Source organism: Nonomuraea sp. NPDC003560, from assembly GCF_042878785.1.
Classification (GTDB): Bacteria; Actinomycetota; Actinomycetes; order Streptosporangiales; family Streptosporangiaceae; genus Nonomuraea.
Window position 1 is genome coordinate 18,025 of record NZ_JBIAOF010000016.1, and the last position, 26,937, is coordinate 44,961.

29 protein-coding genes are annotated in these 26,937 nt (G+C 72.2%); 21 read left to right on the top strand and 8 right to left on the bottom strand.

The genetic code is table 11. The features are described from left to right. The first annotated feature begins 22 nt into the window (after nucleotides 1-22). Nucleotides 23-1,765: a leucine-rich repeat domain-containing protein gene (locus ACFYUV_RS44450; protein WP_387680422.1), complete on the top strand. Its 1,743-nt coding sequence runs from the start codon at nucleotides 23-25 to the stop codon at nucleotides 1,763-1,765. A gap of 146 nt (nucleotides 1,766-1,911) precedes the next feature. On the opposite strand, the gene ACFYUV_RS44455 is transcribed toward ACFYUV_RS44450, so the two are convergent. Continuing rightward, a complete protein-coding gene (locus tag ACFYUV_RS44455; RefSeq protein WP_352360044.1) occupies nucleotides 1,912-2,160 on the bottom strand; it encodes a heavy metal-associated domain-containing protein in 249 nt (82 codons plus the stop codon). 149 nt (nucleotides 2,161-2,309) lie between these two features. Between ACFYUV_RS44455 and ACFYUV_RS44460 the strand changes: the two genes are divergently transcribed. From ACFYUV_RS44460 to ACFYUV_RS44505, 10 genes are all read left to right on the top strand, one after another. Beyond that, complete coding sequence (locus tag ACFYUV_RS44460) at nucleotides 2,310-3,260, top strand: LuxR C-terminal-related transcriptional regulator (RefSeq protein ID WP_387680425.1); 951 nt, start codon at nucleotides 2,310-2,312, stop codon at nucleotides 3,258-3,260. Between the two features lie 83 nt (nucleotides 3,261-3,343). Continuing rightward, nucleotides 3,344-3,697 carry a GntR family transcriptional regulator gene (locus tag ACFYUV_RS44465; protein ID WP_352360048.1) on the top strand — a complete coding sequence of 118 codons (354 nt, stop codon included), beginning with the start codon at nucleotides 3,344-3,346 and terminating at the stop codon, nucleotides 3,695-3,697. Further along, nucleotides 3,694-4,668, top strand: a complete 975-nt coding sequence (locus ACFYUV_RS44470; protein ID WP_387680428.1) for a hypothetical protein — start codon at nucleotides 3,694-3,696, stop codon at nucleotides 4,666-4,668. The genes ACFYUV_RS44465 and ACFYUV_RS44470 overlap by 4 nt, the downstream gene beginning before the upstream one ends. Before the next feature lie 222 nt (nucleotides 4,669-4,890). Further along, nucleotides 4,891-6,084, top strand: coding sequence for a cytochrome P450 (locus ACFYUV_RS44475; protein WP_387680432.1), 1,194 nt, complete (start codon nucleotides 4,891-4,893; stop codon nucleotides 6,082-6,084). Nucleotides 6,085-6,260: 176 nt separating this feature from the next. Further along, nucleotides 6,261-7,037 carry a class I SAM-dependent DNA methyltransferase gene (locus tag ACFYUV_RS44480; protein WP_387680435.1) on the top strand — a complete coding sequence of 259 codons (777 nt, stop codon included), beginning with the start codon at nucleotides 6,261-6,263 and terminating at the stop codon, nucleotides 7,035-7,037. A gap of 19 nt (nucleotides 7,038-7,056) precedes the next feature. Next, nucleotides 7,057-7,875 (top strand): alpha/beta fold hydrolase, encoded by an 819-nt coding sequence (locus tag ACFYUV_RS44485; protein ID WP_387680438.1) that lies wholly within the window; start codon nucleotides 7,057-7,059, stop codon nucleotides 7,873-7,875. Continuing rightward, entirely contained in the window at nucleotides 7,872-8,345 is a 474-nt protein-coding gene (locus ACFYUV_RS44490; protein ID WP_387680440.1) for a GbsR/MarR family transcriptional regulator, read from the top strand. Before ACFYUV_RS44485 ends, ACFYUV_RS44490 begins: the two co-directional genes overlap by 4 nt. Nucleotides 8,346-8,381: 36 nt before the next feature. After that, nucleotides 8,382-9,479 (top strand): serine/threonine protein phosphatase, encoded by a 1,098-nt coding sequence (locus ACFYUV_RS44495; protein ID WP_387680443.1) that lies wholly within the window; start codon nucleotides 8,382-8,384, stop codon nucleotides 9,477-9,479. 57 nt (nucleotides 9,480-9,536) lie between these two features. Further along, nucleotides 9,537-9,737 (top strand): hypothetical protein, encoded by a 201-nt coding sequence (locus tag ACFYUV_RS44500; protein WP_358297231.1) that lies wholly within the window; start codon nucleotides 9,537-9,539, stop codon nucleotides 9,735-9,737. Between the two features lie 137 nt (nucleotides 9,738-9,874). Further along, a complete protein-coding gene (locus tag ACFYUV_RS44505) occupies nucleotides 9,875-10,399 on the top strand; it encodes an RICIN domain-containing protein (RefSeq protein WP_387680446.1) in 525 nt (174 codons plus the stop codon). A gap of 380 nt (nucleotides 10,400-10,779) precedes the next feature. On the opposite strand, the gene ACFYUV_RS44510 is transcribed toward ACFYUV_RS44505, so the two are convergent. Further along, on the bottom strand, nucleotides 10,780-11,478 hold the full coding sequence (locus ACFYUV_RS44510; RefSeq protein WP_387680449.1) for a MarR family transcriptional regulator: 699 nt from the start codon (nucleotides 11,476-11,478) through the stop codon (nucleotides 10,780-10,782). A gap of 227 nt (nucleotides 11,479-11,705) precedes the next feature. On the opposite strand from ACFYUV_RS44510, the gene ACFYUV_RS44515 reads away from it, so the two are divergent. The 3 genes from ACFYUV_RS44515 (at nucleotide 11,706) to ACFYUV_RS44525 (ending at nucleotide 14,485) form a co-directional block, all read left to right on the top strand. Then, on the top strand, nucleotides 11,706-12,878 hold the full coding sequence (locus ACFYUV_RS44515; protein ID WP_387680452.1) for a serine hydrolase domain-containing protein: 1,173 nt from the start codon (nucleotides 11,706-11,708) through the stop codon (nucleotides 12,876-12,878). 69 nt (nucleotides 12,879-12,947) lie between these two features. Next, a complete protein-coding gene (locus ACFYUV_RS44520; RefSeq protein ID WP_387680455.1) occupies nucleotides 12,948-13,370 on the top strand; it encodes a spore-associated protein A in 423 nt (140 codons plus the stop codon). Nucleotides 13,371-13,960: 590 nt separating this feature from the next. Beyond that, nucleotides 13,961-14,485 carry a VOC family protein gene (locus ACFYUV_RS44525; RefSeq protein ID WP_387680458.1) on the top strand — a complete coding sequence of 175 codons (525 nt, stop codon included), beginning with the start codon at nucleotides 13,961-13,963 and terminating at the stop codon, nucleotides 14,483-14,485. 396 nt (nucleotides 14,486-14,881) lie between these two features. Here ACFYUV_RS44525 and ACFYUV_RS44530 read toward each other — a convergent pair whose 3' ends face one another. Continuing rightward, nucleotides 14,882-15,496 carry a hypothetical protein gene (locus ACFYUV_RS44530; protein WP_387680461.1) on the bottom strand — a complete coding sequence of 205 codons (615 nt, stop codon included), beginning with the start codon at nucleotides 15,494-15,496 and terminating at the stop codon, nucleotides 14,882-14,884. A 278-nt stretch (nucleotides 15,497-15,774) separates the two neighbouring features. Here ACFYUV_RS44530 and ACFYUV_RS44535 point away from each other — a divergent pair, with 278 nt between their 5' ends. Together ACFYUV_RS44535 and ACFYUV_RS44540 are read left to right on the top strand one after the other, a co-directional pair. Next, complete coding sequence (locus ACFYUV_RS44535) at nucleotides 15,775-16,974, top strand: MFS transporter (RefSeq protein WP_387680463.1); 1,200 nt, start codon at nucleotides 15,775-15,777, stop codon at nucleotides 16,972-16,974. Between the two features lie 40 nt (nucleotides 16,975-17,014). Next, entirely contained in the window at nucleotides 17,015-17,437 is a 423-nt protein-coding gene (locus ACFYUV_RS44540; protein WP_387680466.1) for a heme-binding protein, read from the top strand. Between the two features lie 21 nt (nucleotides 17,438-17,458). Here the strand turns inward: ACFYUV_RS44540 and ACFYUV_RS44545 are convergent, their stop codons facing one another. Then, on the bottom strand, nucleotides 17,459-18,394 hold the full coding sequence (locus tag ACFYUV_RS44545) for an NAD-dependent epimerase/dehydratase family protein (protein ID WP_387680469.1): 936 nt from the start codon (nucleotides 18,392-18,394) through the stop codon (nucleotides 17,459-17,461). Between the two features lie 104 nt (nucleotides 18,395-18,498). Here ACFYUV_RS44545 and ACFYUV_RS44550 point away from each other — a divergent pair, with 104 nt between their 5' ends. Further along, nucleotides 18,499-19,488, top strand: a complete 990-nt coding sequence (locus tag ACFYUV_RS44550; protein ID WP_387680471.1) for a GlxA family transcriptional regulator — start codon at nucleotides 18,499-18,501, stop codon at nucleotides 19,486-19,488. Here ACFYUV_RS44550 and ACFYUV_RS44555 read toward each other — a convergent pair. Together ACFYUV_RS44555 and ACFYUV_RS44560 are read right to left on the bottom strand one after the other, a co-directional pair. Next, complete coding sequence (locus tag ACFYUV_RS44555; RefSeq protein WP_387680474.1) at nucleotides 19,413-19,931, bottom strand: hypothetical protein; 519 nt, start codon at nucleotides 19,929-19,931, stop codon at nucleotides 19,413-19,415. The two genes, ACFYUV_RS44550 and ACFYUV_RS44555, sit on opposite strands and share 76 nt — an antisense overlap. Before the next feature lie 201 nt (nucleotides 19,932-20,132). Further along, entirely contained in the window at nucleotides 20,133-21,086 is a 954-nt protein-coding gene (locus ACFYUV_RS44560; protein ID WP_387680477.1) for a hypothetical protein, read from the bottom strand. 153 nt (nucleotides 21,087-21,239) lie between these two features. On the opposite strand from ACFYUV_RS44560, the gene ACFYUV_RS44565 reads away from it, so the two are divergent. After that, nucleotides 21,240-21,872 carry a TetR/AcrR family transcriptional regulator gene (locus ACFYUV_RS44565; protein WP_358297017.1) on the top strand — a complete coding sequence of 211 codons (633 nt, stop codon included), beginning with the start codon at nucleotides 21,240-21,242 and terminating at the stop codon, nucleotides 21,870-21,872. A 62-nt stretch (nucleotides 21,873-21,934) separates the two neighbouring features. Further along, nucleotides 21,935-22,516, top strand: coding sequence for a DUF1707 domain-containing protein (locus ACFYUV_RS44570; RefSeq protein ID WP_387680480.1), 582 nt, complete (start codon nucleotides 21,935-21,937; stop codon nucleotides 22,514-22,516). A gap of 15 nt (nucleotides 22,517-22,531) precedes the next feature. Here the strand turns inward: ACFYUV_RS44570 and ACFYUV_RS44575 are convergent, their stop codons facing one another. Then, a complete protein-coding gene (locus ACFYUV_RS44575; RefSeq protein WP_387680483.1) occupies nucleotides 22,532-23,053 on the bottom strand; it encodes a hypothetical protein in 522 nt (173 codons plus the stop codon). A gap of 26 nt (nucleotides 23,054-23,079) precedes the next feature. Here ACFYUV_RS44575 and ACFYUV_RS44580 point away from each other — a divergent pair, with 26 nt between their 5' ends. Continuing rightward, nucleotides 23,080-23,634, top strand: coding sequence for a zinc-binding dehydrogenase (locus ACFYUV_RS44580; RefSeq protein ID WP_387680485.1), 555 nt, complete (start codon nucleotides 23,080-23,082; stop codon nucleotides 23,632-23,634). A gap of 120 nt (nucleotides 23,635-23,754) precedes the next feature. Then, nucleotides 23,755-23,997: a hypothetical protein gene (locus tag ACFYUV_RS44585; RefSeq protein WP_387680488.1), complete on the top strand. Its 243-nt coding sequence runs from the start codon at nucleotides 23,755-23,757 to the stop codon at nucleotides 23,995-23,997. A gap of 48 nt (nucleotides 23,998-24,045) precedes the next feature. On the opposite strand, the gene rph is transcribed toward ACFYUV_RS44585, so the two are convergent. Next, complete coding sequence (gene rph, locus ACFYUV_RS44590) at nucleotides 24,046-26,643, bottom strand: rifamycin-inactivating phosphotransferase (RefSeq protein ID WP_387680990.1); 2,598 nt, start codon at nucleotides 26,641-26,643, stop codon at nucleotides 24,046-24,048. Nucleotides 26,644-26,937: the final 294 nt, after the last annotated feature.

The following is a 26,937-nucleotide window of genomic DNA, read 5'->3' on the forward strand; positions in this document are numbered from 1 at the left end:
GCGCGGACCTATGCTCGTCGCCATGTCGACATCCGCCACCCCCGCCTCCCTGTCCTACGCCGACGCCGACGCCCGTCTGAGCGGCGCGTTGTCCGCCGCGTTCGAGAGTGAAGGAGAGTCGTCCGACCATGACAGCGTGCTGTTCTTCGACGGCGATCTCGCGGTCGACGGGGACTTCCTGGACGCCGCCAATGCCCTGCGAAGCGGGGACGACGAGGACGACGTCGAGCTGATCGTGATCACCGGCGATCTGACGGTCAACGGCCCGATCGCGCTCTATGAGGACCAGCCCGGACTCTACGTCGGCGGTCGCACCGAGGCCGAGACCCTGGAGGCCGGCGACTGCGAGATCTACATCCACGACGGCGCCTTCACGCACCTCGTCCACGGCTGTTACAACCACGGCCGGCTACGGACCGGGACCGTCGAGACCCCTTGGGTGATCGACTTCGATCACGCCATGGACGTGCACGCCGTCGGCGGGCGCTGGGTGGACAACTTCGGCGACGCCAAGAACGCCGACTACACCAAGCCGGGAATCGTCGAGGCGTTCGTGCCCGAGGTCGTCGACGCGGAGCACCGCTGTCTGGACATCGATGCGTTCCTGGATCGGCTGCGGGCCGGGCTGCCGGTCCTGCGGCCCGGAGCCCGGACGGCGGCCGAGTCGGCCGAAGCCGACGTGTCCCGGGCCCGGGCCGACCGGGTGGAGCACCTCGACCTGACCGGTCGCAACCTCAAGGAGTTTCCCGCCGAGGTGCTCCAGATGCCGTGGCTTCGTACCCTGGTCCTGGACGGCAACCCGATCGGCGAGCTGCCCGAGGCGCTCGGGACGCTCACCCGGCTGGAGCACCTGTCGGTGCGCAAATGCGAGCTGACCGCCCTGCCGGAATCGATCGGCGACCTGGCCGCGCTCCGGGTGCTGTGCGTCGCCGGCAACCGGGACCCGGACCTGGACACGGTCGAGTTCACCCTGCCGGCCGCCATCGGCCGGCTCACCGCTCTGGAGGAACTCGACATCTCCTACCTGTCCGTCTCCGTCGACACGGAGTCGGGGTCGGAGTGGAACCTGCCGGAGGTGACGCGGTTCGTCCTGCCGGACGCCTTCGGCGACCTGGTCGCGCTGCGCAAGCTGGTCGCCGACGGGACCGACGTCGTGTTCCCCGACTCCGCGCACGGGCTGGCCGCCGTCGAGGAGGTGTCCATGACCGGCGGGAGCCATTACTTCCTGCGGACCTTCCCCGAGGCCGTCACCACCTTCCCGAACCTGCGCCGGCTCGACCTGAGCGGCAACTACTTCGACACCGTCCCCGACAGCCTGCTGCGGTTGACCCGCCTCGAAGAGCTCGACCTCGGCGACAGCCTCGGTCTGCTGCGCGACCCGCTGCCCGACCTCGGCCGCCTGCCCGCGCTGCGGGTCCTCGGCTTCGGCGGAGAAAGCCGCCGCGCCGGCACGCCCCTGCCGTCGCACGTTTTCCTGCGGGAGCTGTTCGCCATGGAGCTGCCCGGACTGGAGGAGCTCCGGATCAGCCGGTGGCAGCGGAACACCAAGCGCCTGAAGCTCAAGCCCGAGCACTTCGCCGGGATCGGGACGTTTCGTCGGCTGCGGATCGTCGACCTGAGGTTCAATCAGCTCAACGACCTGCCGGCGGATTTCGACACGCTCCCCGATCTGGCGGTGGCCAACTTGTACGGCAACCTGTTCCCAGGGGCGGTCCGCGACCGGATCATCGCCGCACACCCGACCGCCCAGATCGACTTCGAGTAGGCGCGGCCCGCACCCGATCCGGGCGGAAGCGGGAACGGCCGGCCCCCAGACGGGCACCCGAATCGCGCATCACTCAAGTCCCCACGCGCTGCACCGAGATCATCCCGGTGCAGCGCGATCAACGCGACAGGGTTCTCACCCACACCCTAGGAACGCCAGCCGGGCAGGCGGTCGGTCTCGCAGCCGGCGTCCTCGATGGCCGCCACGATGAAACTCTCCTCGACCGGGCCCTCGGTGAGCACGCTCACCCGGCCGGCCGCCAGGTTCACGTCCACGCCCACCACCCCCGGGATCAGGGCCAGCTCCCGCTTCACCGCCTCCACGCAGGTGGCGCAGCTCCCGGTGTTCAGGTCGGGGATGCCGTAGGTGACGAGGCTGTGGACAAGGGTGATCATAAGGTCCTCCGAAGTGCCGTACAGGGGTTGGGTATGGGGTCCGTTTCACCACGCCGTACCCTTTTCTGAGCTTGCCGCAAGGAGAGCGGCGACGACAGCGGATACGACTTCCCCTTCCCGCCATGGCGGGAAGGGGACAGGAGAGGGACGTGAGCGACGAGGCCACCGCCAGGCGGGTGTACACGCGGATGCGCCGGCATCGGGAGTCGTTCGGCGCGGCGGCCACCGGGCTGGGATTGCGCGGCGCCGAGGTCGAGCGGGCCCGCGACCGGCTGACCAGGCTCGGCCTGCTCAACCCCGGCGCCGAGATCGCCGTCGACGCGATGGCGGCGCTCAACCGCATGCTGCTCGGCGGCGAGGAGCTGCTCGGGATGCTCGCCGAGCAGCGGGCGGCCTCCAGGGAGCTCACCGAGCACTACCTGCGCCTGGACGGCGACCCCCAGGACGCCCGCGTCGAGTTCTTCCCCCGGTCCAACGTGGAGGCCCTGCGGGTGAAGCTGCGGGCGGCGACGGACCTGGCCCGCGAGGAGGTCATGGGCATGCACATGCCGCACGCCTGGGAGCCGGAGCGGCTGCGGGACTCCCGCGCCGAGGACGTGCGCGCGGTGGCCCGCGGCGTGCGGGTGCGCATCATGCACGCCCAGAGCCAGCTGGCCCAGCCGGCGATGCGCGAGCACGTCCAGGGCATGCTGGAGGGCGGGGTCGAGGTGCGCACCATGCCGTTCGTCCCGGTACGGCTGATCATGCTGGACCGCGAGCTGGCCGTGGCCGAGGTGATGCCCGGCGACCTCATGGCGGGTGCGATGCTCATCGAGGGACGCGGGCTGGTCGCCTCCTACGCCGCGCTGTTCGACTACTGCTGGATGACCGCCTCCGAACCGGGCGACGTGCCCAGGGCGGCCGACGGCGAAGAGCTCAACGACCAGCAGCGGGCGGTGCTGCGCCTGCTGGCCACGGGCGCCAAGGACGACGCCATCGCCCGCGCCCTGGGCGTCTCGAACCGCACGGTGACCAGGGTCGTGGCCGAGCTGACCGCCCAGCTCGGCGCCGACAGCCGCTTCCAGGCGGGCGTCCGCGCCGCCAAGCTCGGCTGGATCTGAGCCGGGAAGGCCCTCTCCCCCGATCCGCGCGCGCCGGGCGGATCGGGCTTGTGAAACTCGCATTGTTCTATCAGGATTAGAACATGCTCTATCGCGTCGACCCGAGCAGCAGCACGCCGTTGAGCGAGCAGATCGCCGGATGCGTCCGCCGCGGCATCGCCGACGGGCTGCTGACCCCCGGCGACCGGCTGCCCTCCGGCCGCGACCTGGCCTCCTCCCTGGAGGTCAACATGCACACCGTGCTGCGCGCCTACGCCGACCTGCGCGACGAAGGACTGATCGAGCTGCGTCCCGGCCGCGGCGCCACCGTCACCAGGACGAACCCGCGCGAGCGGGCACAGCTCGTGCAGACCGTCCGGCACCTTGTCACCGTGGCCCGCCGCGCGGGCCTGAACCGCGACGAACTGATGTCGCTGGTGGGGAAGGAATTCACATGATCGGTAAGGTCCGATGGCTGACGGGCGCGGTCGCCCTGCCCGCGACGGTTCTGGGCGGCGCCGTGCTGACCGTGCTCGCCTGGCGTCAGCGGCTGCCCGCCGCGTTACCCGGCCGGAGCGGCGCGGCCCACGGCTCCACCGTCACGGTCGAGCAGTTGTCCACCCTGCTGCTCGGCGTCCCGGCGGCCGTCTGGCTGGCCGGGCTGGCCGGGTTCGTCCTGGCCGGTCGCGCGCCGGCCTCGCGCGCCCATGCGATCCGGACGGCGATCCTGGTCGCGGTCGTCACGATCGCCGTCGCGCCGGCCACGTCCCTGCTGGTCATCCTGCACGCGGCACTCGACGCCCCCACCGCGGCCCAGGCGGCTGCGCCCTCGCCGGCGGTGATGGGCGTGCTCGTCCCCGTGGCCACGCTCGCCGGCGCGTTCGCCGCCTTCCTGCTGGCCGGCCGCCGCACCCCCGCCGGCCGGGCCACCGGCGCCCCCGCCCCCGACGCTCCCCGGCTGCCGCTGCGCGGCCAGGAGAAGGTCTCCTGGCAGGAACGCCGCGTCATCCGGGCCGTCGACCTGGGCGTGGCCGCTCTCACGCTGACCGGGGCGGCCATGACGGCGGCGCTGGTCCTCACCGTCGGCCCCGCGGGCTGGGCCGGGGCCGCCGTCGTGGTCGTCGCCGTGGTGCTGCTGCCGATGCGCTCCTACCGGCTGGCCATCGACGAGCGCGCGGTGACCGTCGCGCTCGGCCCGATCAGCCGGGAGGTCGCGGTCGGCAGCGTGCGCCGGGCCGACGCGGTCGACGTCCCGGCGGATCGGTGGCTGCTGAACGGGGCCCTGCACGGCGCCGGGGCGGGCATGTTGCTGCTGCCCGGGCCCGCGCTGGCCCTGCGCCTGGCCGACGGCACCGACTTCCTGGTGTCCTGCCGTGACGCCCCCACCGCAGCCGGCCTGATCAACAGCCTGCGCGACCAGGCCGCCTGAGAGCGCCCGGGCCCGGCACGCCGGTGACATTGGTCAATGTGATCACACTGATCCCATTGATCACTCGGCCACCGGCGTGCCGGGACCCGGCCTATACACTGCCGCTGTTCCTGGTTTTCGTGGCGCCCGGCCCGTCGCGGCCGTGCGGCACCGTTCTCCTGGGGGGCGCACCTGCGCCGCCTGCGTGTACACCCGATTCACGGATGGCATGGGGCAGGTGGGATGACGACGGTCGGGAAACCGGATCGGGTCGTGCCCGGACAGGGGCGGCCGTGGCCGCGCGGCGCGGCGGGGCACTACCGCCGCGATCCGCTGGGGTTCGTGGAGCGGGCGGCGGCCGCGCGCGGGCCGGTGTTCCGCCTGCCCGACGACGGGTCGCTGTGCGTGGCCGACCCGGCGCAGGCCCTGCGCATCCTGCACGACGAGGCGGGCGACTACGACGACGTGTCCGGGTTCTTCCACGTCGGCGGCGGGCTGCTCGGGCCGCGGGCGACGCAGGTGGCGATCGGCCGGGCGGCCCGTACGACGTTGCGCGCCCACGTGGCCGCCCGGCGCGAGCGGCTGCCCGCCGTCGTGGCGGAGCTGGGCGAGGTCAGCGAGTGGCCGTCGGCCGGGCGGGCCGCCGTGCACCGATTCCTGGCCGAAGCCCTGCTGCGGCCGGACAGCCCGCCCGCCCTGCGGGAGCTGATGGCGTACGTCGTGCGGCGCGAGGTGCTGATCCGTCCCGCCGGCCGGCTCGCGCGGTTGTCGCGGCGCGCCCTGTGGGCCCGCGTGGTGCGGGCGCTCGCCGCCGAGGCCCGCGCCCGGCGGAGCGAACCGGGAAGCGAGACGCGGCCCGGCGACCTGCTGGACGCCGTCCTGGGCGCCACCCCGCCCGGGACGCCCCACGAGCACGTGGCGCAGGTGTACCTGCTGCTCTTCCGCACCTCGATCGCGCCGGTGGGCCACGCGGTGGCCTGGGCGCTGCTGTCGGCGGCGGCCCACGGCGTCGACCTGGCCGCCGTGCCGCCCGAGTCGGCCGTCCGCGAGTCGCTGCGGCTGTGGCCGGTGGCCTGGCTGCTCGGCCGCCCGGTACGCAGGGCCCACCAGGTCGGCGGCGTGCCGCTGGAGCCGGGCGACAGCGTGTCCGTCTGCCCCTACCTGCTCCACCGCGACGAGCGGCACTGGCCGCAAGCCACCACGTTCCGCCCCGGCCGCTGGGACGGTCCCGAGCCGCGCGGCCCCTACCTGCCCTTCGGCGGCGGCCCGTTCACCTGCGCCGGCGCGGGCGTCGCCCAGGCGCTGGCCACCGACCTGCTGGCCGCCCTGACCGACGGCGCCCGCCTGGAGGTGCGTGGCGGCGCCGGGCGGCCGCACGTCGAGGGCATCATCACGCCGCCGACCTTCCAGCTGCGCCGCACGCCACGCCAGACCTGACCACCAGCGGTTCGTCGAGGAAGGAGGTGATCTCCCATGAGGAAGCTGCTGCGCCGCGTCACCGGCCGCCGGGTCAACCGGCAGGCCTGGTACATCTGGTAACCGAGTCCGAGCGGCCGCGCCGGGCCGAGGGCCCGGCGCGGTCACCCGGCCCGCCGGCCGTTCAGGAGGCACGCATGTCGCATGTCGAGGAGACCCTGGCGGCCTACGAAGGCGTCGCCGCCCGCTACGACGAGCTGAACGCGCAGATGGACACCGAGGCGCTGGTGGACCGCTTCGCCGAGGCCGTGGAGCGGCACGGCAACGGGGGGCGGCGGCTGCTGGACGCCGGTTGCGGCACCGGCCGCAGCAGCACGGCCTTCAGCAGGCGGGGATTCGCGGTGACCGGCTACGACCTGTCCCCGGCGATGGTGGCGGCCGCGCGGCGGCGGCCGGGCGCCGACGGCATCCCGTTCCTGGTCGGATCACTCCTGCGCCCTCCGCCGGAACTGTCCGGCTTCGACGTGGTCGCCTGCGTGGACGTGCCCCTGACGTACCTGACGAGCGCCGGCCGGCTGCGGCAGGCGCTGGCGGCGGCGCGCGACCGGCTCGCCCCGGGCGGGCTGGTGGTCTTCGACCTGAACACCATCGGCTACTACCGGCGCACGTTCGGCGTCCCGGTGGTCGCCGACCGCGGTGACCGATACGTGGCCTGGTTCGCGCACTCGCCGCGGATCGAGGCCGACGAGATGGTGATCAGCCAGTTCGACCTGTTCGAACGGGTCGGCACGGGCTGGCAGCGGCTGTCGATGCGGCACGTGCAGCGCCACCACTCCGACCGCACGGTACGCCGGGCCGCCGAGCTGGCCGGGCTGCGCGTGGTGGCCGCGCACGGACTGGTGGGCACCTCGGTGCGCGCCCCGGCCGACGAGGAGGCCCACGACCGCATCCTGTACGTCGCCCGCCCCGCCTGACGTTCGCTATATTCAGAATATGGTGAATCTACCGTCCGTCCTCTCCCTGCGGGGTTGCGACCTGCGTTACGCCGACAGCGGGGGCGGCGGCGTGCCGGTGGTGTTCTCGCACGGCGCCGGGGCCGACCACGTGATGTTCGACGCCCAGGCCCGCCACCTGCGGGCCCGGGGGTACCGCGTGGTCACCTGGGACCTGCGCGGCCACGGCCTCTCCCGCCCGGCCGGCGGGCGCTTCACCGCCGAGCAGGCGATCGCCGACCTGTGCGCGCTGGTCGAGCACCTGGCGCTGGACCGGCCGGTGCTCGTGGGGCAGTCCCTCGGCGGCAACCTCAGCCAGGCCGTCGTGCGGCGGCATCCCGGCCTCGCCCGCGCCCTGGTCGTCATCGGCGCCACGCCGAACACGGCGCCGTTGTCCTGGCGGGACCGCCTGCTGCTGAGGGCGGCCGCGCCGATGCTGACGATGATCCCCGCCAGAAGGCTTCCGCGGCTGATGGCCGACGCCTCCGCGACCACCCGGGCCGCCAGGGACGACGCCCGGCGGGCCTTCGGCCAGGTGCCGAAGAAGGAGTTCGTGCAGGTGTGGCGGGCCACCGTCGAGTTCCTCTCCCCCGACCCCGGCTACCGCACGCCGGTCCCCCTGTGCCTGATCCGCGGCGAGCGGGACACCACCGGCGACATCGCCTCGGCCATGCCCGGCTGGGCCCGCGCCGAAGGCGTCGAGGAGGTCGTCGTCCCCGGAGCGGGCCACATCGCCAACCAGGACGACCCGCAGGCGGTCAACGAGGCGATCGACGCGTTCCTGTGCACGCTCCCGGCGCCGGGGCGGGCGCGGCGATGAGCGCGCGGCACACGTTCGTCACCTCGGTGGGCGACCTGCTGGCCTCGTGGAACCTGCCGCACGCGACCGGGCGCGTCTACGGGCTGCTGCTCCTCACCGAGGAGCCGATCTCGCTCGACACCATCGCCGCCGAGCTGGAGCTGAGCAAGGGCGCGGTGAGCACCGCGGTACGGCAGCTCGGCTCCTGGGGGCTGGCCAGGGTGATCCCGCAGCCCGGCAGCCGGCGGCTTCTGGTGGAGGCCACCGGGGGGATCGAGTCGCTGCTGGAGGCCAGCCAGGCGCGGGCCAGGACCCTGATCGCCGCCCTGCGCGAGGGCGAGGCCCTGGTGAACGCCGGGCCCGCGCAGGAGCGGTTGCAGGACGTGATCGGGTTGTTCGCCGGTTATGTCGACGTCGGCGGGCAGCTGCTGGCCAGGCACCGCGAGCGACGCCCCGGATCCGGCACCGCGCGGCCGTCCTCCGCCGGGTAGGGTCTGCCCCACGAAGTCGATCAAGGGGGACCGGCGGTGGAACTGCCAGACACGCGCATGGACATGTCCCGGGGCGAGCGGGCCCGAAGATACGGCGACGTCGCGAGCGCGCTGGCGTTGCACAGCGACCGGCAGCTCGGCCAGGCTCTGGAGCAGGCGCGGGTTCTGGGCGCGGGCATCGGCGGCACGTCGGTGCTGCTGGACGTCGAGGGCGTGCCGGTCTTCGCCAAGCGCATCCCGCTGACCGACCTGGAACGCCGGCCTGCCAACGTGATGTCCACCGCGAACCTGTTCGGGCTGCCGCCGTTCTGCCAGTACGGGGTCGCCGCCATCGGCACGCCCGGCTTCGGCGCGTGGCGGGAGCTCGCCGCCGCCGCCATGACGACCGGCTGGGTGCTGGCCGGGCACAGCGCCGCCTTCCCGCTGCTGTACCACTGGCGGGTGCTGCCGGGCGCGCCGCCGCCGGCCGCCGAGCACGCCGACGTCGAGGCGGCCGTGGAGTACTGGGACGGGTCGCCCGCGGTACGGGAGCGCCTGCACGCCCTCGCCCGCGCCTCGGCCGGCATCGTGCTGTTCCAGGAGTTCATCCCCCACGACCTGAACCACTGGCTCGCCGCCCAGGTCGCCGCCGGCCAGGAGGCGGCGACGGCGGCGGCCGTCATGCTGGAGTCGTGCCTGCCGCGCGACGTGGCGTTCATGAACGACCGGCACCTGATGCACTTCGACGGCCACTTCGGCAACATCCTGACCGACGGCGAACGCCTCTACCTCGCCGACCTGGGGCTGGCGACCTCCTCCCGGTTCGACCTGGCCAAGCCGGAGATCGAGTTCCTGGAGCGCAACCGCAGCCACGACACCGCGTACGCGCTGGCGCGGCTGGTCAACTGGCTGGTCATCGACGTCTGCGGGGTGCAGGCGCCGAGCGGCGCCGTCGAGGAGCGCAACGCCTACATCCGCGCGTGCGCCGAGGGCGCGGACCCCGCCGGCGCGCCCCCGGCCGTGGCCGCGATGATCCGCCGGTACGCTCCCGTGGCGGCGGCCGTGAACGACTTCCACTGGCACCTGTGGGGCACCAGCAGGACGACGCCCTATCCGAGCGAGAAGATCGAACGTGCCCTGAGCGCGATGCGCTGACGACCGGGGCCGAGGTCGCTGGTGACGACCCGGCCACCGGTGTCATACCGTCACATCATGGACGAGCACCGCCAGAGCATCCCCGACGTTCTCCGCCCCGTACGGGACGCCGCCGCGGCCCTGGGCGAAGACCTCACCGACCTGGGCGACGCGCTGCGGGCGTTGCGGCGGGTCGAGGTGGAGGTGGAACTGGCGACCGATCTGCTGATGCGGCAGTCCAACGCGAAGGCGAACCAGGCCCGGCAAGAGACGTCCTGACCGGCCCGGCGAAGACGCCGCCGCGCTGTTTCCTGTCCTCCGGTTCGGTGGCGAAGCGCGGCTTCGGCGCCCTGGTCGGGACGCGAATAATCGCTCGGCAGGCTCAGGATGATCACACTAAACTGTCTCCCTCATTCTTGATCAAGAAGATGGAGGATGACATGTCTCGTCTCCGCGCGTTAGCGCTAACCGTCGTCGCGGGAGCCGTTCTGCTTCCCTCTCCCGCTCACGCCGCGTCCGTGAAGGGGGTGAAGCTCGTCAACGGCGCGTCCGGCCAGTGTCTCACCGTGGCCGCGACCGAAGTGAAGAAGAACGGCGCCCCGATCATCCAGTGGCCCTGCGACGGTTCCAGGCGCCAGCGCTGGTACGTCGTCAAGGATTCCGAGGGCGGCGTGAATTTCCGGAACGCGGTGTCCGGGCAATGCATGGCGATCGCCCATGGAACCACCAGGGAAGGCAAGCGGGCCATTCAGTGGCCGTGTTACCGGGGCAAGGCGCCGGAGCAGGTCTGGCGGACGAAGGCCGCGCGAATCAGGAATCTGGCCTCCGGCGGATGCCTGGCGATCGGCGAGGGCAGCAAGGCCAAGGGAGCCATCGCCATTCAGTGGCGCTGCTACGGGGGCAACGCCCCTGAGCAGGACTGGCGCATCCGCAAGAACTGACCCGGCCGGAAGAGCGGCAGCCGCGGCGATGCCCGCCCCGGGCCGCGCGACGTAGGACCCTGAGGTCGCGGACTTCGAGCCAGGCCAGGCTCGCGCTCCCGTCGAGGGAGGCGAGCCTGGCGCGCGCAGGAACGAGACGGGCCCCTGCCGTGCTCGCGCTTCGCAGCCCGCACGCCTGATCCGTGCCGCCCCCACCGCATGCTGGAGCGCACCGAGCCCTCACCGACGCGGCGGCGGCCATGGGAGTCACCACCGCGATGTCGAGTTCTTCCGGCGGGACGAGATGGCGACCCGGCCGGCCCCGGGGCCGAGCCCGGCGCGGACGTCGGTGGATCCGACCACGGACACCGGCACCGCCGTCGCCCCGGTGCGGCCGCCGCTCAGCCCCGGCCGGACGCCTGCTTGGCGGCGTACGCCTGCCGCCACTCCTCGGCCGCCCGCAGCATGGCGTGGCCGACGTGGTCGAAGAAGTCGCCGATGTCCTGCAGCCGGGTCGCGGCGGGCGAGGCGGCTCCGAGCATCGCCGCGCCTTGGCGGGCGACGTCGGCCAGCAGCGCGTTCTGGCGGGCGCTGGCCGTCCAGCCGCGGAACCAGGCGTCGGCGTCGATGACGTAACGGTCGCGCCGCCGGCGCGGGTCGCGTTCGCGCCGGATCAGCTCCTGCCGTTCGAGCTCGCCGATCGCCTTGGAGACCGAGGCGGGGCTGACCTGGAGCCTGCGGGTGAGCTCGGCCGCGGTGAGGCTGCCGCTGTCGGTGAGGTAGAGGCTGGCCAGGACGCGGGCGGTCATCCGCGACAACCCGGTGCCGATCATCACCGTGGTGAACTCCTCCTCCAGATCGGTGACCGCCTTGCGGTCGCGCGTCCCGGAGGCCGCCGGACGCCTGCGGGCCCGGTCGCGGGTGGCCTGGTGCGCCTGGTCGGCCTGGTAGCCGTCGGGGCCGCCGTTGCGGGCCACCTCGCGCGTGACGGTGGACAGCGGCCGGTTGAGGCGGGCGGCGATCTCGGTCTGGGTCAGCCCTTCGGCCAGCCCCTCGGCGATCTGCCGGCGGTCCTGGTGGGTCAGCCTGCCTCCGGGCATCGGCGGCGCCTTCCTGGTCGTACGCGCAACGGACGGCTGCAGTCTTGCATTCGCCGCCATCTCATTGCAACTGAACCGACTTGCATTCATCATCACACCATTGCAATTACCGCTAAATACCTGATGAACAGGCACTTTTTGGTTGACGACTTTGCGAATGCAAGTTAGCTTTTCCACTGTCGCGAACGTCAGGAATCGCGCCGCCCATCCCTAGACAAGGAACCGACGTGACCGCATCCCAGTCCGCAAAAGCGGCGGTGCTCACCGCCGCGACCCTGGCCGCCACGGCCCTGCCCGCCGCCGCGTCCCCCGCTCCCGGGCATGCCGGGGTGCAGCAGGTGCTCGACCGGACGGTGGCCGCCAAGCTCGCGCCCGGCATGGTCGCCGACGTCCGCGACGGCCGCCGCTCCTGGTTCGGCTCGGCAGGCGTGTCCGACACCGAGACCGGACGCGAGCGCCGGCAGAACGAGCGGTTCCGCATCGGCAGCGCCTCCAAGGCGTTCACCGCCACCGTGGTGCTCAAGCTCGCGGCCGAGGGGAAGCTGAGCCTCGACGACACCCTGGACAGGCACCTGCCCGGCCTGTTCGACGGCAGCGCCTACGAGCCGGGCGAGATCACCATCCGGCAGCTGCTCAACCAGACCAGCGGCATCTTCGCCTACACCGACGACGAGAAGTTCTTCGGCACGGGCGGCGGCGCCGAGTGGTTCAAGCACCGCTTCGACACCTACACCCCCGAGCAGCTGGTGAAGATCGCCCTGGCCCACCCGCCCACCGGCGAGCCGGGCCGGCGTTTCAAGTACTCCAACACCAACTACATCCTGGCCGCGATGATCGTCGAGAAGGCGACGGGCCGGACGTTCGAGCAGGAACTCAACCGGACCGTCATCCGCCCCCTCCGGCTGAACGGCACCTCCCTGCCCGGCGCCGACCCCGGGATCCGGGGCCCGCACCCCGTGCACTACTCCATCCTGTTCTCCCGCGACCCGCAGCCGACCGTCCACGACGCCACCCGGATGAACCAGTCCTTCGCCTGGGCCGCCGGCGGCCTCATCTCCACCACCACCGACCTCAACCGGTTCTTCGCCGCCCTGTTCGGCGGGCGCGTCCTGCCGGGCGCGCAGTTGCGCGAGATGCTCACGACCGTCCCCACCGAGGGGGCGGGCTGGATCCCCGACACCCGGTACGGCCTGGGCGTTTTCGAACAGAAGCTGCCCTGTGGCACCAGCGTGTGGGGCAACGGCGGCGCCACGTACGGATCGTGGAGCTACAGCATGGGCACCCGTGACGGCAAGCACCGCCTCACCACGCAGGTCAACGGCGACTGGGCGCCCCTGAGCGTCTTCAACGACGCCCTGGCCGCCGAGTTCTGCCCCTCCCCCGCCGCTTATGGATCTTGAGACATTCGAACATATGGTAAAAAAGGGAGTTAGATCATGACCGAAACGCCAGCAGATTGAAGGATGCCTGTGCTCAGGAAGACCCTCACGGCCGCCGCGTTCACCCTCGTCGCCGCCACCTCCCTCATGGCGATCCCGACGGCCGCCAGCGCGGACGTCTACTGCGGCGACGGCTACAAGGTCGTTCACCAGAGCGAGATGCACAACTACACCAAGGTCTGGGGAACGGTGTACCTGACCTACAACAGCAGCACCGGCAAGAACTGCGTGACGGTCGTCAAGAGCAACTACGTCGGCACCAGCACCTGGACCAACGTCACGCTCACCGTCCAGGGCGGTAGCAGCTACGGCGTGAGCGAGACCGTCAAGTACTACGGCGGCCCGGTCTATGCCAGCGCCAAGGGCGCCTGCGTGAAGTACTCGGCCGTCATCGAGGCCCCCAGCGGCGCCCGCGCCATCGGCGGACGCTCCACGTGGGGCAACTGCGGCTGACCCGAACGGAACCGATCCGTCCACGCGGAGCACGGCCGCCCGGATCCTGAACCCCGGACGGCCGTACCGCCCCAGCACCAGGACCCCCCAATCACCAGGTCCGCAGTCATGCCCTCAATCATCGGGACGGGCAACGAGCCCTTGGATGCACTCTCGCAAGCCACGGTCACTCTTCCGGCGAATGACAAACCCCGGCCCGGCCCAGACTCGTGACGACGCCGGGTATCGGCGTGATCTACATCATGCGGACGGAAACCGGGCCGCAATCGGGTGTGAATACGCCCAAGCGAGCATCAACAGCGCCGTTCCCGCGCGCGGCAGGGGTAGGCATTCTGAGAGCCGTAGCAGGTGGCGCGGCTTGCCGGGCTGGAGCGCATTTCATAGCCGTCCCCTGGCGACGTCATGACACAGCCCGCGCAGCAACAGCAGCCTCCCGGCAGCACGGGCAAGATGAATCCGACGCCCGATCACGGTGAGCGGAGCCATCGGGGCTCGGGACGCCTGACCGGCAAGGCGACGATCATCACGGGCGGCAGCAACGCCGCGTACCAGATGACCCGCGGGTCACTGGAGGCGATACCGGACGAGGAATGGGACCACCCCTGGCGACCAAGCCGTCCGCGTTCTGCCACCTGGCCAAGGCCACCGTGCCGCACATGCGGCCCGGCTCGGCGATCATCGCGACCTCGTCGGTGAACTCCGACAACCCGCCACTCGCCCCCTCCGAGGCCGGGCCGCCGGTCCTGTCTATGCTCAAGCCCATGGCACTGGAATGGGAACAGATCATCGTCGACGCCGCCGACCCTGTCGCTCTCGGGCGCTGGTGGGTCGAGGCTCTCGGCTGGGTCGTGGTCGACGAAACTGAGGAAATCATCGAGATCCGGCCTGAGCCGGACCGGATGCCGGGGCTGCTCTTCGTGCCTGTCCCCGAGGGCAAGACGTCGAAGAACCGGCTCCACCCCGACTTCCGCCCCGACGACCAGGAGGCCGAGGTCGCCCGGCTGCTCTCCCTCGGCGCCCGGCGCGTCGACGCCGTGCAGGACGAGCAGCACTGGGTGACCCTCCTCGACCCTGAGGGCAACGAGTTCTGCGTCCTGGGTGAGCGGAAGCACTGAGCGGAAGCACTGAGCGGAAGCACTGAGCGGAGGCCGGCAGCTGTTCGAGGCCCCGAGTCGTACGGCGGACCTCGAACCCCTCGGCGTTGCAGCACGTCAGAGCGCTCAGAATCCACCCACGGCCGGAGTTCCCGTGATCTCGGCGCGGCCCGGGACCGGCCGCCCGGCGCTCGCCGGGCGGCCGGTCGCAGTCCCGACACGACGATGCCCAGGATGACGGCCTCGTCGCCGTCGATGTCGCCGCGCGCGAGGTTACGTGGTTGGGGGACGACGTCGCCGCCCCCTCGCCGGAACTCCTCGACGGCGTCCTTCTCCCGGAGGTGGCCCCAGCCGCCCACCAGCGACATGGCCCTGGTCACAGAGGTGCCGGTGCGCCGAGGTCGAAGCGGTGCGCCGTCATCTCGGCCAGGGTGGCGCCAGGGGTCGGCGGCTGGCCATGACGCAGCCGACCACGACGAAGACGGTGTCCATCGCGCCGGCCATGCCGTCCAGCACGGGCCGGGCCAGGCGGGGGTCGAGATGGTCGAGGTAGGAGGTGTCGTTCAGGTCGACGCCGGATCCATCGTGCAGGCCGGCGATCAGATGCTGTGCACTGGGATCTGCGGTCACCGCGGGGTCGTGCAGGGCTGATTGGGACGCCGGGGTGTTTTCTGTCCGGCGGAAGGCGGCGGTGATGCGGTCCTCGGTGAGAGCGAACAGGAGCGACAGGTAGATCGCGGTTCCGGCGGTGCCGCCGAGTTGCCGGAAGAATGTGACGGAACCATCGATCCCGGTGGACCATGGGTGGCCCGCACGCAGCGCCGGCGCAACATCCAGACCAACCCGCGAGTGAGCCTCGTCGTGGACGACATGACGCCCGACGACCCCGATGCGATCAAACCGAGTATGGGCCGGGGCGTGGAGATCCGCGGCCGGACGGAAACCCTCGCCGTCGACAACCCACCCGGCCCGCAGGGAACGGCCGCGCCAGAGATCATCCGCAGCTATCCCGAACGGATCCTCAGCTGGCACATCGCCCCGGCCGCGCCCGACCGCCGCTCGGTCGGCCTTCCCCGAAAAGACTCTGACTCGCGAGGCAGTCCAGCCCCCGTCGCCCCTTCTCCGGGCGTGGCCGGTCGGGTGACCCCGGACCGAGACGCCCGGGGCCCCCGACCGGCGGCACCCCCAGGCGCCGCGGCCCCGCGAGGTCAACGCGCCCAAGCTGAATGCCAGCGTTTGCCTTTATAGCGCGTGTGCAACTATTGTCGAAGCCTGCAAGAAGCAGTAGCAATAGCAAGAAGGGTCGCGCGATGCCTCTCGCACTCCTCGCCCTGGCCATCGGGGCCTTCGGGATCGGCACCACCGAGTTCGTGATCATGGGCCTGCTGCCCGAGATCGCCGGCGACTACGGTGTCTCCATCCCCACCGCCGGCCTGCTGGTCACCGGCTACGCGATCGGCGTGGTCATCGGCGCGCCGCTGATGACGGTGCTCGGCGCCAGGATCAGCCGCAAGACGATGCTGCTCGTGCTGATGGGCCTGTTCGTGATCGGCAACCTGCTGTCCGCGCTGGCGCCCGGGTTCGGCGTGATGCTCGGCGGCCGGATCGTGGCCTCGATGGCCCACGGCGCGTTCTTCGGCATCGGCTCGGTGGCCGCCGCCGGCCTGGTCGCCCCGCACAAGAAGGCCGGCGCCATCGCCACCATGTTCACCGGCCTGACCGTCGCGAACGTCGTGGGCGTGCCGCTGGGCACCTTCATCGGGCAGGCGGTGGGCTGGCGCACCACCTTCGCGATCGTCGCGGGGCTGGGCCTGGTCGGCCTGCTCGGCATCGCCGTGCTCGTGCCCGCCATGCCCCGGCCCGAAGGCACCCGCCTGCGCCCGGAGCTGACGGCGTTCCGCAACCCGCAGGTGCTGCTCGCGATGGCGATGACCGTGCTCGGCTTCGGCGGCGTCTTCGCCGCGATCACCTACGTCGCGCCGATGATGACGCAGGTGGCCGGCTACTCCGCCGACGCCGTCACCTGGCTGCTCGTGCTGTTCGGCGCCGGCATGTTCCTCGGCAACCTGCTCGGCGGCCGGTTCGCCGACCGCGCCCTGATGCCGCTGCTCTACACCACCCTCGGCGGCCTCGCGGTCGTGCTGGCGCTGTTCACCCTGACCGCGCACGACAAGGTCGCCGCCGCGGCGAGCATCTTCCTGGTCGGGGCGCTGGGCTTCGCCACCGTGCCGCCGCTGCAGAAGCGCGTCCTCGACCAGGCGCACGGCGCGCCGACGCTGGCCTCCGCGGTCAACATCGGCGCGTTCAACCTCGGCAACGCGCTCGCGGCCTGGCTGGGCGGCCTCGTCATCGCCGCGGGCCTGGGCTACACCGCGCCGAACTGGGTCGGCGCCCTGCTCGCCGCCGCGGCCCTCGCCCTGGCTTTCTGGTCCGCCGCCCTGGAGCGCCGCGCGCCCGCGCGTGAACCGGCCGGCGCCGCCGTCCCGGTTCCCGCCCTCGTCCACGACTGACCGCCTGACTGCGCGTCCGTCTCACCCTAGGAGAATCATCATGAACGCCACCACCCTCACCCCGCTGACCACCGCCGACGCCGAGGCCCTGATCTCGGCCGCCCGCGCCGCCGCCGAGACGGCCGGGGTCGCGGTCAGCGTCACCGTCCTCGACGCCGGTGGTCACCTGCTGGCCTTCCGCCGCGACGACCGCGCCGTGCTGATCTCCGGCGAGACCAGCACCCGCAAGGCCTACACCGCCCTCCAGCTGAACGCCCCGACCGCCGACCTGGTCGACCTGGTCAAGCCCGACGGACCGTTCCACTCCCTGCCGACCGCGCTCGACCGGCCGCTGCTGTTCATCGGTGGCGGCCTGCCGATCCACCGCGACGGCCGCCTGATCGGCGCGATCGGTCTCGGCGGCGGCGCTCCCGAGCAGGACCACGGCTTCGCCACCGCCGCACTGGAGGAACTCCCCCGCTGACCGCGCGGTTCGCGGGCCGGGTCAACGCGCGGTCTGCACGCTCCTCGCCGCGGCGGCCATCTCCGTCAGGACGTCGTCCACCGGTGTCGCCACGACGCCGAGGATCTCGACCGTCGAGGACGCGTCGAGCACGTTGGGCCGGTCGTACAGGTACAACATCTCGGGGAACTCGGCCATGATCGAGTCGGTGCGCCCGATCTCCGCCAGCTCGCGCAGGGACATGCGTCCCAGCCGCGGCGCGGGCGCCTGGGCGGCTCCGGCCAGGCGCCGGGCGAGCCCGCGCACCGGGAGCTCGCTGGTGGAGGGCACGTGCCAGGCCCGTCCCCAGGACGCCTCGTTCCCCGCGGCGGCGACGAGCGTGCGGGCCGTGTCGCCGGTGTAGGACCAGCTGTGCGGCGCGTCCAGATCACCGGGATAGGAGACCGGCGCGCCGGCCAGCACCTGCGCCCCGACCATGAGCGTGAACGGCGAGTACGCGCCGGCGCCGAGGAAGTCGGCGGCCCTGACCTCGGTCACCCGCACCCGGCCCGCCTGGTGGGCGGCGAGGGCTTCCTGCCACATCCGCGCCCGGACCTGCCCCTTGCGGCTGGTCGGCGCCATCGGCGCCCCGTCGGCGACGGGCCCCTCGACCGGCCCGTACCCGTAGGTGTTGCCCAGCATGACGTAATCGGCGCCGCTGCGCCCGGCGGCGGCCAGCAACGCGGCGGCCAGCGGCGGCCACTCGGCCGGCCAGCGGTCGTAGGGCGGCATCGCGCAGTTGAACAGGACGGCGGCTCCCTCGGCCAGCTCCGCCAGCCGGTCGGCGTCGCCGGCGTCGGCGGGCACACGTTGGATCCGGGGATGGACCGGGCCACTGCCGCTCCGGGTGACCAGGCGGACCTGCTGCCCGGATTCGGCCAGCAACCGCGCGGTGGCCGACCCGGTGGCTCCGGCGCCGACGACGACATGAAGAGACACGATCTTCTCCAAAGACGGGGGACAGTGACACCGGTTGTCCACCCTGTACCGACGGCGATCAGTACGATAGTGGCCCGAATGCCAAGTATCTGGAGGTTCGGGCCATGCACCGGGTGGCCGTCATCGCCGTCCCGCCGGCCACGACGTTCGACCTGTCCATTCCGGAGCTGGTGCTCGGCGAGATGACCGTGGACGGCCGGCCCGGCTACGACGTCCGGATCTGCACCGCCGACCCCGGCCCCGTCGCCACCGGCGGCAGCCTCCACGTCACCGTCATGCACGGGCTGGAGATCGTCGAGGACGCCGACACCGTCATCGTCACCGGGACGGGCTCCCGCGACGACGTCGACCCCCGGGTCCTGCGGGCCCTGCGCCGGGCGGCGGAGACCGGCAGGCGCGTCGCCTCGATCTGCACCGGGGCCTTCGTCCTGGCGCGGGCGGGATTGCTGGCGGGCCGCAGCGCCACCACGTACTGGGCCAGGTCGGAGGAGTTCCGCCGCCGCTTCCCGTCCGTCGACCTGCGTCCTGACGTGCTCTACGTCGAGGACGGCAACATCTGGACCTCCGCCGGCCTGTCCGCCGGCATCGACCTGTGCCTGCACATGGTGCGCGGCGACTACGGCGCCGCCGCGGCCAACGCCGTGGCCCGGCTGGTCGTGGCCGCGCCGGTGCGTCCCGGCGGGCAGGCCCAGTTCATCGCCTCCCCGCTGCCGCCCGAGACCGGGCTCTCCCTCGCCGCCACCCGGGCATGGGCGCTGGAGCGGCTGCACGAGCCCCTCACCCGCGCCGACCTGGCCGCCCACGCCCGCACCAGCGTGCGCACGCTGACCCGCCGCTTCCACGCCGAGACCGGCCACAGCCCGCTGCAATGGCTGCTCCATCAGCGGGTGGAGCAGGCCAGGGAACTGCTGGAGAGCACGGACCTGCCCATGGGCCAGGTGGCCCAGCTCAGCGGCCTGGTCACCACGGACTCGCTGCGCCAGCACATCTCCCACCGCACCGGCCTCACGCCCACCGCCTACCGGGCGGCCTTCACCCGCGGAACCACGGCCGGCGCGCCCGACGTATTGCACCAATCGACGCAAAACCGGTAGCGCGCCCGTATCGCGAGGCCGAGATCGCTCGACGCCTCGACCGCAGCAGCGCTTACAACGCCTTCACCAACAAGCGCGAGCTGTTCAAGCGCGCCCTGACCCGCTACATGGACGCCACCACCGCCGACCAGCTGCGCATCCTCGACGACCAGGAGCTGCCGGCGATCGAGCGCGTCCGCGCGCTGTTCGCCAGGATCCTGCGGACCGAGGCGGAGAACCGGCGCGACGGCCACGGCCTCGGCTGCCTGACCGTCAACACCACGATGGAGCTCGTCGGCTTCGCCTCCGGAGCCGTCCCGCTGCTGCTGGTCGCGTACGGCGCGGCCACCGTGGTCGGCAACCACGTCGTCGGACGCCTGGCCGACCGGCACACCGTCCGCGTCCTGCTGTCGGGGCTGGTCCTCAACACGATCTTCCTGGCCGGGTTCGCGCTGTTCGCCCACCTGAGCGTGCCCGGCTCGTCGGTCGGCGGGCTGGTCATCGACGGCTTCGGGCTGCGCGCTCCCCTCTGGCTGGGCGCCGGGCCGGCCGTGCTCGGAGTGGTGTCCCTGCTGCCCGAGCTCGGCCGCCGTACCGGGGGGCGGTCATCGGCGCCGGGCCGCGTCGCCCCCCTGCCTGGCCTCGCCCGCCGGACAGGAGCGTCCCTAGGAGAACCAGCTTCCGCCGAGTTCCTGGACGGCCTTGCTGCCCTTGGGCACCAGCACCGCCTCGCTCAGCACGTTGTTGACGCTCTTGGCGTCGTTGAGCAGGGCGAACAGAAAGAACATGCCGCCACTCGCCGTACGGAAGCCGAAGACGGAGCCGCGGCCGGCGAACCCGACGTACATCCCCTTGTTGACCTGGGGGAACGCCTTGCGGCTGTAGCTGTCCCTGGCCAGGCGGTAGCCGGAGTCGCCCTCCTTCTTCCTGTCCCCGTTCCAGAAGTTGCGGTACTCCTCGGCCACGGCGGCCGCCATCGCGTCGTCCATGTCCGTGATGTAGCCGTCGGCGTCGAGCAGCGGCTTGGGCATCTGCTGTCCCCAGTGCAGCGGGGTCGCGACGGCCAGCCGGAAGGACTGCCCGGGAGAGCGCAGGAACGCCAGCACGTGCGGGCGGCTGTGGCCCTTGGTGTCCCGGTAGGTCGCCTTCGCGATGAACCAGTCCCCGGCCGGTGGCTGCCGCTCCGGCCGGGGCACATAGATCGTCGGGGTGCCGGTCGGGTTGATCGGTTTGTGCGCCGGCTTCCATCCGAAGCCTTCACGACTGCGTTCCAGGACGCCCTCGTACAGGGCGCCTTCGACGAACAGCGCGTCGAGCCGGGCGTTCGACCGCCACCACTTGCGCTTCTTGATCGCCGCGTTGTACGCGGCCACCCACGTGCGCATGGCCGTCCGGGCCTGGGCGACGGTCAGGTCCGGCGCGGTCGCCGAGGGAGCGGGGGTGGCGCTCGCGGACGGCGTGGCGTCCGGCGTGGCGTCCGGCGACTGAGACGGCGTGGCGGCCCGCGAGGCGGCCCGGCTCGGCGTCGGCGGGTCGGCGGGGCGATAGGGCAGTCCCGGGATCGCACCGCAGCCGGCCAGGCTCAGCACGAGAGCCACGATCAGCGGTAGTGCGCGCACCGACAACTCCCCCAAGACAACGCAAAGACCTGACAAACAAGAACATATCGGACGCGTCCCGCCGCGCCGGTATTCCCGCAGCTCAGCAGGCAGGCACGCGAACCGGCACCCGTGGACCGGCTCTGTGGGCCGGCGGACCATACACTGCCGGTCATGCCACCCAGACGCAGGCGCAGCCCTGCGGAATCACGTGCCGAGCTGCTGGCCGCCGCGGCCGAGCTGATCAGGGAACGAGGTCCGGACAACGTCAGCCTGCGGCAGATCGCCGAGGCCGCCGGGGTCGCCCACGGGCTCGTCTCCCACTATTTCGGCACGTACGCCGTCCTGGTCCGGGAGGTGCTGCGGGCCGAGAACGACCGGATCGAGGCCCGCGTACGCGAGCGCATCCAGGCCGAGGACGGCGTGCCCACCGCGGCGGGAATGATGGACGTGCTCTTCGACACCCTGGCCGACGAACGTTATCTGCGCCTTTTCGTCTGGACCGAGATGCACGCCGACTACCGGGGCGCCGCGCGGCCGGAGCTGGTGGAGCTGATCGACACGATGGAGGCCGGGATCCGCGCCGCGCTCGCCGGACGGCCCGCGCCCAGCCGGTCGCGCATCGAGGCGGTCGTCCTGGTGGGACTGTCGGCCGCGTACGGGTTCGCGATCGGCGGCCGGTCGTGGCTGGCGGGCCTGGGCCACGATCCCGACGACCCGGCCCGCGAGGCGGAGTTCCGCGTCCAGCTCGCGCGGATGATGGGCGCCCACATGGTGGAGGAGTCCGGGCTGGAGCCGTCCGGCTGACTTGTTCTCCACTTGGAGAATAGGATGGTCCCGTCATCTCGACCACACGGACAGGACCGCCCATGCCCGAGCACCCCGACCTCATCCCCGCCCGGCCGGTACGCCCCTCCGACGAGGACCGCGAGCAGGCGGCCCGGCGACTCCAGGAGGCCGCCGCCGCGGGCCGGATCGAGCTGGCCGAGCTGGACCAGCGGCTCGGCGAGATCTACACGGCCCGCACCCAGGGAGAGCTCGCGCACGCGGGCCGCGACCTCCCCGAACCGGCCCGGACGGACTCACTGGTGGTCCGGGACGAGCCCCACTCGCGCTTCGCCTTCAGCGTGTTCGGCTGGTTCAGCCGCAAGGGCCGCTGGATCGCCCCGGACGTGTTCACCTCCCTGTCGGTCTTCGGCGGCGGCGAGATCGACCTGCGCGACGCCCGCTTCGCCGGCCGGGAGATCCGGGTCCGCGCCTTCGCCCTGTGGGGGTACACCGAGGTCGTCGTCCCCGACGACGTCGAGGTGGAGGTCAAGGGCCTCGGGCTGTTCGGCGCGTTCGACCGGAGCGCCGTCAACAGGAGGCAAGGAGCGCCGCGGATCGTCGTCAGCGGCCTGGCCCTGTTCGGCGGCGTCGGAACGAAGACCAAGCGGCCCGCCGCCAGGTGAACCGCCCTTCGCCGGTCAGAGGCGGGGGATCTCCACCTCGCGCACGGCCGACAGCGCGGCCGGCGGGAAGTCCGGCCAGTGCGCCCCGTGATGCCCCTCGCCTTGGAGGTGCTTGTCGGCGAACGCCTGTGCGGCGGCCAGCACGTCCGCGACCTGCCGCGCGGTGAGCCTCCCGGACGTCAGCGCCTCCCCCAGCTCGTGCAGATCCAGCACCCGGTACGGAAGCCCGGGCGGGCCGACGACGAAGTCCACGTAGTGGTCGGCCACCCGGACCGTGTCACCGCTCTCCCGGATCCCGACCAGGTCGATGTACCACCAGCCGGCGCGCTCCGGCCCGAACACCACGGGCTGGTGGAGTTGCACCGACTCGTCCAGCAGCAGGAACGCCCGTTGCCGGCGCCCCGCACCGGGACGCACGTACCTGCCCTGCGGGATGTCGAACTCGTACGCCGCCACCCGCCCCACCCGGACCCCCGGGCACGGCAGCTCACCACGCACAACGGTGACCCGCTCCTGGAGAGTTCGGCCCGCGCTCACACGGCGGATCGTATCGGGGCCGGCCGATGCTGTCGGCACGGCGCCTGGGCGCCGAGCAGATCATCCCGATCGGACGTCACCCGGCCCGCACCGACCTCGGCCGCGAGTTCGGCGCCACCGACGTCGTGGCCGCCCGCGGCGCGGAGGGCGACGAGCAGGTACGCGACCTCACCGGCGGCGACGGCACCCATGTCGTCCTGGAGGCCGTCGGCGCCATGCCCGCCTACCGGCAGGCACTCGGGGTCGTCCGGCAGGGCGGCGTCATCAGCCGCGTCGGCGTCCCCCAGTACGACGACGCCCCGAATGGCATGGGCAGCCTGTCCCGCCACAACGCGCCTGGCCGGCGTCCCGGCCGGCTACCGGGACATGGCCGACCGCAAAAGCCTCAAAGTCCTCATCAAGCTCTGATCTGTCGAAGCTCACCCGAGGCGCCGGCCACGCCGGAACACCACCCGCGGGCGAAGCCGCTGCCAAGCGGGAGGAAGGAAACAACCCCGCGAGGAACGATCCTCAGCCCGCCAGGCCACCCCGCCCGTCCCTCCCCCGCGCGCGGTCGCCATACTGCAGAAGGCGCACGGTGAAGAGCCCCCTGGTGGCCTGAGCACAGACCACCACGGCACCTCCCGCCGACCCGGTGCTCCGGAGCCGCCGTCGGCCCGGAGCACCCGCGCCCACGACATCCACGACGTCGGAAGGCCCTGATGACAGCCGACCAGCCCATCTGCTGCCCCACCTGCAAGGGAGTCCTCCCCGGCCGGCAGCCCAGCGACTACACGGCCGCCCGCGGACGCCTCGTCGTCGTCAACGGCTACTGCCAGGGCCACTGCCCGGCCCCCGAACAGCGGCCCCGCCTCCAGGCCCCCGCGGAACACCTCCCGGAACACCCCGCACCCGCCGACCACGGCACCCGGCAGCCGCTCAACGTCCCGGCGCCGGCACTCTGACCCCGGCACACGAGACGACCCAGGCACACGAGACCGGGCCGCCGCCGCTCAGTCAAGGAGCTCCACGTACCCGTCGGTCCCGTGAACGCGGATCCGCTGCCCGTCCCGGATCAGCCGGGTGGCCCCCTCCACCCCCACCACCGCCGGCAGCCCGTACTCCCGCGCGATCACCGCTCCATGCGTCATCAGGCCGCCCACCTCCGTCACCAGCCCGGCGATGCCCACGAACAACGGGGTCCAGCTCGGGTCGGTGAAGGCGGTGACCAGGATGTCACCCGCCGCCAGATCGGCCCGCGCCATGTCCAGCACCACCCGGGCACGTCCCTCGACCGTCCCCGCCGACACCGCCAGACCGGCCAGCGCCCCCGGCGGCACGTCCTCGCGCTGGTACCGGCCGGCGAGCACCTCGCCGTCCGACGTGAGCACGCGCGGCGGGCGCAGCGTCTCGTGCCACCGGAAGTCCTCCCGACGCCGCAGGACGAGCTCGCCGTCCGCCTCGCCCGTGCGCACGACCTCCTGCAGTTCCTGGAACCGCAGGAAGAAGACGTCCTCCCGGTCCCGCAACACGCCCGCCCGGACGAGCCGATCGGCCTCCCGCCACAACGCCTGCTTGTAGGCCAGGTAACGGCAGACCATGCCGTACTTGGGGAACTCCCGATAGCCCGCGAACGTGCGCACCCGGGCGATCATCCGCTCGGTCTCCGCCGCCTTCCGCTCCCCGTCGGGCAGGGTCCGCAGGCGCGCCAGCACCTCCCGCTCCTTGCGCAGGGCCTCCTGACGTCCCTGCTCGAAACGCCGCGCACCGGCACCCGCCTCGAAATTCCGGACATTACCGAGAATCGCCGGAACGAGCATGGCGGGCCGCTCACTCCAGCGCGTCCGGGTGATGTCGATCTCCCCCGCGCAACGCATGCCGTACTGCTCCAGGAAGCCCCGGACGGCCTCGGCGGCCTCCCGGCCGCCGGGCAGCTCGCCCAGCTCCTCCAGGAAACCGTCGCCCTCCCGCTCCTCCGCCGCCACCCGCTGCAGGAACGCCACCACCTCCGCGTGCGGACGGATCACGTCCGCCACGTCCAGCAGCGCCAGCCCCATCTCCGACGTCACGTTGTGCGGGACGGACTGCGTCAGCACATCGGCCGCGTTCCGCTCCCCCAGCCACTCCTCCAGATGATCGTTCAGCCACCAGGCCGCCTCCATCCCCGCCATGATCGCCTGGAAGCTCCGCGGGCCGAACAGCAGACGCCGCAGCTCCGCGATGTCCGCCAGGATGAACTCGAACAGCTCCGGCCCGGACAGCTCCTCGATGCGGCGCCGCAACGCCGCCACCGACTCCCGGCCGTCCCGGACGAGCTCGGCGACCAGCTCCGGATCGGTCTCGATCGGCGCGGGCGGAGCAGCCGCGGGCGCGACACCCGACTCCTCCTCCGGCACCGCGCGGATGAAGTCGCCACGATCCACCACCGTCTGCAACGCGTCCCGGATGAGCGGATCGGACTTCCCCAGCGTCCCGATGAGGTTCGCCCGGCCCGCCGCCGTCGCCAGGACCGGGGCCACGTCCACGAACAGCCGCCCGCCCGCCTCCGCCATCGGCCGCGACGTCGTCAGCTGCCAGAAGGACAACCCCAGCGGCTTCATCGCGTCGGTCATCATCTGCTGATGCCCCACGGAGACATAGACGTGGTTGTCCTGGTCGCCGGCGACCGGAACCGGGAACAACGTCGTGATCGGCCGGCTCTGGACGACATGGAACTCCTCACCGGCCAGACACCATTCGATGTCCTGCGGCCGGCCGAACCACGCCTCGATCCGCCGCCCCAACCCCACCAGACGAACCGCCTGCTCATCGGTCAGAGCCCGCCGGACCGACCGCTCGGCCTCGACCGGCCCCTCCTCGGTGCCGCCCGCCGGCGACGCCCGCACCACCCGCGCCTTGGCCCCGACCGACACGTCCACGACCCGGTCGTCCCGCACCGTGTAGACGTCCCCCGCGACCACGCCCGAGACCAGCGCCTCGCCCAGCCCCCACACCGCCTCCACGACGGCGGTCTTGCGGTCCGACGTCACCGGATCGGCGGTGAACAGGACCCCCGCCGCCTCCGGGAACACCATCCGCTGCACGACCACCGCCATCCGCACCCCACGGTGATCGAACCCGTTGCGACGCCGATAGACCACCGCCCGCTCCGTGAACAGCGACGCCCAGCACCGCCGCACGTGCCGGAGCACCTCCGCCGGCCCCACGACGTTCAGGTACGAATCCTGCTGCCCGGCGAAGGACGCCGTCGGCAGGTCCTCGGCCGTCGCGCTCGACCGCACCGCGCAGGCGGCCTGCTCGCCGAGCCGGGCCAGCGACTCCCCGATCGCCGCCACCACGTCGTCGGGCACCGGCGCGCCCTCGACGACGGCGCGGATCTCCGCGCTCAGCGCGCGGACCGCCGCACGGTCGTCCGGGTCCACCTTCGACAGCAGGTCGAGCTGGGCGTCGAACGACGGCACCGCGGCGACGACCCGCTGGAAGGCGTCGGTCGTGACGCAGAAGCCGTCCGGCACGCGGACGCCGTCGATCCGCGAGAGCTCGCCCAGGGCGACGCCCTTCCCGCCGACGTCCGCGAGGTTCGCCGCGTTGATCTGCCCGAACTCCAGCACGTAACCCAATTCCGTCGCTCCATCCTTCGTCGGGGTTGGTTCGCAACGGGCAGTATGAAGGACTTTTCGAGGTCTCATGAGGGGCGTGGATCCGCTATAAAGTGAAAGTGAGGGGACGTTTCCCCAGCATCGTGCCCGACCGCCGATCCCGGCCCGTCCAACGGGCCGTTCGATCCAAGATTACATTCGCACCTGGGCAGCGCCTTTACGTTGTAGATCAATAGTAGCGCGCCGGGACGAGACGGTGGCGACACGCCCTAGCGCGCACAATCACCAAAAAGCCGATAAGGCTAC

Bases quoted from the DNA above. Each gene is read 5' to 3' on its own strand.
- ACFYUV_RS44580 (WP_387680485.1), top strand. From the start codon at position 23,080: ATGCTGTCGGCACGGCGCCTGGGCGCCGAGCAGATCATCCCGATCGGA.
- ACFYUV_RS44450 (WP_387680422.1), top strand. From the start codon at position 23: ATGTCGACATCCGCCACCCCCGCCTCCCTGTCCTACGCCGACGCCGAC.
- ACFYUV_RS44535 (WP_387680463.1), top strand. From the start codon at position 15,775: ATGCCTCTCGCACTCCTCGCCCTGGCCATCGGGGCCTTCGGGATCGGC.
- ACFYUV_RS44570 (WP_387680480.1), top strand. From the start codon at position 21,935: ATGCCCGAGCACCCCGACCTCATCCCCGCCCGGCCGGTACGCCCCTCC.
- ACFYUV_RS44510 (WP_387680449.1), bottom strand. From the start codon at position 11,478: ATGCCCGGAGGCAGGCTGACCCACCAGGACCGCCGGCAGATCGCCGAG.
- ACFYUV_RS44550 (WP_387680471.1), top strand. From the start codon at position 18,499: ATGCACCGGGTGGCCGTCATCGCCGTCCCGCCGGCCACGACGTTCGAC.
- ACFYUV_RS44475 (WP_387680432.1), top strand. From the start codon at position 4,891: ATGACGACGGTCGGGAAACCGGATCGGGTCGTGCCCGGACAGGGGCGG.
- ACFYUV_RS44585 (WP_387680488.1), top strand. From the start codon at position 23,755: ATGACAGCCGACCAGCCCATCTGCTGCCCCACCTGCAAGGGAGTCCTC.
- ACFYUV_RS44455 (WP_352360044.1), bottom strand. From the start codon at position 2,160: ATGATCACCCTTGTCCACAGCCTCGTCACCTACGGCATCCCCGACCTG.
- ACFYUV_RS44470 (WP_387680428.1), top strand. From the start codon at position 3,694: ATGATCGGTAAGGTCCGATGGCTGACGGGCGCGGTCGCCCTGCCCGCG.
- ACFYUV_RS44565 (WP_358297017.1), top strand. From the start codon at position 21,240: ATGCCACCCAGACGCAGGCGCAGCCCTGCGGAATCACGTGCCGAGCTG.
- ACFYUV_RS44540 (WP_387680466.1), top strand. From the start codon at position 17,015: ATGAACGCCACCACCCTCACCCCGCTGACCACCGCCGACGCCGAGGCC.
- ACFYUV_RS44480 (WP_387680435.1), top strand. From the start codon at position 6,261: ATGTCGCATGTCGAGGAGACCCTGGCGGCCTACGAAGGCGTCGCCGCC.
- ACFYUV_RS44465 (WP_352360048.1), top strand. From the start codon at position 3,344: ATGCTCTATCGCGTCGACCCGAGCAGCAGCACGCCGTTGAGCGAGCAG.
- ACFYUV_RS44525 (WP_387680458.1), top strand. From the start codon at position 13,961: ATGGGACCACCCCTGGCGACCAAGCCGTCCGCGTTCTGCCACCTGGCC.
- ACFYUV_RS44500 (WP_358297231.1), top strand. From the start codon at position 9,537: ATGGACGAGCACCGCCAGAGCATCCCCGACGTTCTCCGCCCCGTACGG.
- ACFYUV_RS44490 (WP_387680440.1), top strand. From the start codon at position 7,872: ATGAGCGCGCGGCACACGTTCGTCACCTCGGTGGGCGACCTGCTGGCC.
- ACFYUV_RS44485 (WP_387680438.1), top strand. From the start codon at position 7,057: ATGGTGAATCTACCGTCCGTCCTCTCCCTGCGGGGTTGCGACCTGCGT.